Consider the following 3,937-nt stretch of genomic DNA (forward strand, 5'->3'; position numbering starts at 1 on the left):
TCACCGCGCCCGGCCTGGCCGCCTGTGCCAGCGCGTCAATCTGCTGCGCCAGCCGCTGATTCCGATCGCCATAGGAGCCATCGGTGATCAACAGTCGCGCGCGTGGCGGGCAGTCGAACGGCAGCAGCAGCGACTCGCGACTCCAGTCACCCATATAAGTGATACCACCCGCCACCGGCAGATGAAACCAGATCGATCCCGGCGAATGTCCGCTGCGTCCGGTGAACAGATTCAGCGGTCCCAGTGCGCACTGGCCATGCAGGGGCAGGATGCGCCGCGCCTGCTGCGGGACGTCGCACTCGCCCAGCTGCTGCCAGGTGAGGTCACTGGCATAAACTGGTGGTGAGCCGATGTCGGCCCAGCTATCGAGCGCCGCCGCATGGTCAACGTGGGAATGGGTCAGGCAGAGCGCATCGACCTGACCGATGGCGGCGATTGCAGGCCGTACGCCTGGCTCCGGCCCGGCACCCAAATCCCACAGCAGCCGGTACCCTTCAATCTCCAGCAGAAAAGCGGCCGGCAGTTTGCCGCCGACGCCGCTGATTACCGTCAGGCTTGCCATGGCAGCACTCCCTGCGGCAGACGGCGCGTCAGCCGCGACGCCAGTAACATTAAGCCCGGTACCACCAGGATCATCAGGCAGCCGACTGCCGCCGCCAGCGGTGCCGATCCGCCTTCATCAAGGAAGATAATGGTCGGGCCAAGCGTCTGGGTTTGCGCCGTAACCAGCAGCACCGAAACCTGTATTTCATTCAGCGCAGTCAGGAACACCAGCAGCGTGCCAGCCAGTATCGAGGGTGCCGCCAGCGGCAGCAGGATATCGATCATTCGCCGCATCAGGCCTGCACCGCACAAGCGCGCCGCTTCATCCAGTGAGGGTTCAATCTGCGCGAATCCGGCCAGCGTCGGCCTGAGTACCAGCGCGAGGAAATTGGCCAGATAGGCTGCAAGAATGATCCACACCGTGCCATACAGGGAAAAACCGAGCAGCGGCAGCGGCCGAAGGAAAAACAGTATCGCTGCCACGCCGGTGACAATGCCGGGCAGCGCATAGGTCAGTTCACTGGCGACCCCTAATCCACGGACCAGCCGGGTGCGACGCCAGCTAAGAAAGAAGGCCAGAAACAGTGCCATGATGCTGAGCAGCACCGCCGTCAGACCCGTGAGCCACAGGCTGGTAAAAAATGCCTGACGGATCGCCGGATAGCCCCACAGCGCCTGCTGAAAATTTTCCAGCGTCAGGGTTTGCCGGTTCAGCGCCTGACCAAAACCGCGGGTTAAGGCAGTGGTCAGCAAAGCGCTGAGCGGCAGCAGTAAAGTGGTCATCATCCACAGCCAGGCAGCAATTTCGATCGGTAGCCGGGTGTGACGCAGCGGCTGGTGCCAGGGACGCGGCGATCCGCTGACCCGCACATCGCGTCGCCCGCCGAGCCAGCTACTGATCAGCATCCCGGCGAGCGTAATAAATGCAATCAGCATTGAGTAGACGGCGGTATTGGGCAGCGCATCCGGTCCGAGGGTATTGAGCTGCTGATAAACCAGCGTAATCAGCGTCGGCACCCGTGCCGGTATCCCCAGCATCGCCTGAATGCCGAAGTTCCCGACGGCGGCGACAAACGCCAGCGCCGCACCGGCGAAGATCGCGGGTCGTGCCAGCGGCAGGATCACCGTCAACAGGATCTGTCGCGGCGACGCGCCGCTAATGCGGGCCGCCTCGACCAGTTCAGCGGGTAACCGACGCAGCCCGGCACGTACCGTCAGAAACACCAGCGGCGCATTGTGCAGGCCCAGCAGCAGCACCATGCCGGTGGCAGAATAGAGCGGCTGTTCACCTGCCGTCAGCCAGGATCCGCCCAGCGCGTTCACCAGGGCGGCCAGCGCGCTTCCCGGGGCCAGCGCCTGAATCCAGGCCAGCGCGGTCACCTGCGGCGGGATCATCAGCGGCAGAATAAAGGCAAATACCCAGGCGGCTTTGGCGCGCAGATCGGTCAGCGCCACCAGCCAGGCGGCTAGCGTCCCCAGCAGCAGCGACAACAGCGTCGCGCTGATGCCGATCGTCAGGGTATTCAGCGTGGCACTGAGCACCCGGCGGCTGGTGAGTAACCGCAGCAAACGATTACCATCCACCAAGCCATCGGGGGCCAGCGCGGTTAAGATCAGCCGGGCAAAGGGGGCCACCGACAACAGACCGATCACCAGTACCAGCAGCGCCAGCACCAGCGGTTCCGCCCGCCATCTGCCGCGCCTGGCAGCCTGCCCGCTACGCCATTCGTTGCCCAGCACGCTCATGGTCAGCCACCAAACAGTTCGGTGAAGGTTTCGCGCACCTGGGCATCATCGGCCACGGCTTTCGCCACGTCCGGCGTCAGCAGTTTAATCTGATCAATCGGCGCAAAACCCTCGGGTGCCGCCACGCGCGCATCCACCGGCCGGTTGCCCTGTTTCGCCACCAGCTGCTGACCCGCTTCCGACAGCATGAAATCGACAAACGCTTTGGCAGCCGGCAGATTATGCACCGACTTCATGATCGCCACCGGCTCGGTCACATAGGAGACGCCCTCCAGCGGATAGACCAGATCGATGGGCGAGCCCTGCTTTTTGGCGCGGATAATATCGGCATCGGTGATGACGCCATATTTGTCCATGCCGCTGGCGACTGCTTTCAGCGCCGGTCCGTTACCGCCCTGCGGCGCGATGCCGATCGCCGCCAGCTGCTGATAGAATTGCCAGCCAATGGACGGGGTGTTGATGTCGGTGTGCAGCTTGTAAAGCGCCGCGCCGGAATAGAGCGGGCTGGGCACGGCAATCTGACCTCTGTTTTCCGCTACCGCCAGCGCTTTCCAGCTACTGACCGGCTTTGCGCGCTGGGTGTTGTAAGCGATCACCGTGGCGATAATTTTGGTGCCGAAGAAGGTTTTATCCGCATCGTAATAGGCGGGCTTCAGGTGGCTGACCGGTGCGGTTAGATACGGGTAGAGCTGCCCCTCTTTTTTGAGCGCACCCAGATTTATCGCGTCGGCCACCAGCAGCACATCAGGTTTCACCTGGCCGCTCATCATTTCGGTATGCAGCACATTCATCAGCTGGGTGGTGCCGTTGCGGGTCCATTCCACCTCAACCCCCGGATAAGCAGCTTTGAAGGCATCAATGGTCTGTTGGGCGATTTCAGGTGCCTGCGAGGTGTAGATCACCAGTTTGCCACCAGGCGCATCCGCCGCCTGCGACAGGGTTGAGGCCGCCAGGCCCGATAACAACAACAGCGCGTGGAGCGAAGTACGAAAAGCCGTTTTCATGATCAGTGAAACCCTTTATGCAGGAAGAATCCAGCCGTCATCGACGGCGACGCCAACGGTGTCATCCACCGCCAGTAAAGCCGCATCGTTAAGCGTCAGCGACAGGCTGACATCCGGTTGATTAAGCGGTCGAAGATTGATCTGATGGTGGCCGCCGCGAAAGATAATGCGCTCAACGCGAGCGGCAAACTGGCGTTCATCCGCCGCAGCCAGATGGAAACTGACGGTGTGGAAGCTGGCCTGGCCGTGCGGCTGCGGACGCTGGCGAGGCGAACAACGCAGCAGCACCCGCAGCCCGCACAGCGTGGCGGTCGCTTTGCCCGGATCGAGCGGTTCAATGTCGCTGACCGGCAGCACTCGCCCGTCATCAATAAAGGTGGCGACCATCTCGTTAGCCGGTTCGCGCCACAGGGTCTGCGGACTGGCGAACTGCATCACTTTGCCGTGATCGAGCACCACGATGCGGTCGGCTAAGGCCATCGCTTCGCGTTGATCGTGGGTGATATAGAGTAAGGTAGCGCCGCTGTGGCGATGGAAGCGCCGGAACTCCTCTTCCATCGTGGCGCGCAGGTGGACATCGAGGTTAGCCAGCGGCTCATCCAGCAGCACCAGCGTGGGCCGGGCCACCAGGCAGCGCGCCAGGG

The 3,937-nt window shown here is 62.6% G+C and carries 4 protein-coding genes; all 4 read right to left on the minus strand.

The window, feature by feature from the left end; translation table 11 throughout:
- The coding region (locus HA41_RS19240) for an MBL fold metallo-hydrolase (RefSeq protein WP_143807381.1) at positions 1-562 on the minus strand (562 nt) is incomplete at its 3' end.
- Positions 550-2,289, minus strand: a complete 1,740-nt coding sequence (locus HA41_RS19245; RefSeq protein WP_094122093.1) for an ABC transporter permease — start codon at positions 2,287-2,289, stop codon at positions 550-552. The genes HA41_RS19240 and HA41_RS19245, both read right to left, overlap by 13 nt.
- 2 nt (positions 2,290-2,291) lie before the next feature.
- Positions 2,292-3,293, minus strand: a complete 1,002-nt coding sequence (locus HA41_RS19250; protein WP_094122094.1) for an ABC transporter substrate-binding protein — start codon at positions 3,291-3,293, stop codon at positions 2,292-2,294.
- Positions 3,294-3,308: 15 nt separating this feature from the next.
- The coding region (locus HA41_RS19255) for a TOBE domain-containing protein (RefSeq protein WP_143807382.1) at positions 3,309-3,937 on the minus strand (629 nt) is incomplete at its 5' end.

The sequence above is a fragment of the Pantoea conspicua genome (assembly GCF_002095315.1).
In the GTDB taxonomy this organism is placed as follows: Bacteria; Pseudomonadota; Gammaproteobacteria; order Enterobacterales; family Enterobacteriaceae; genus Pantoea; species Pantoea conspicua.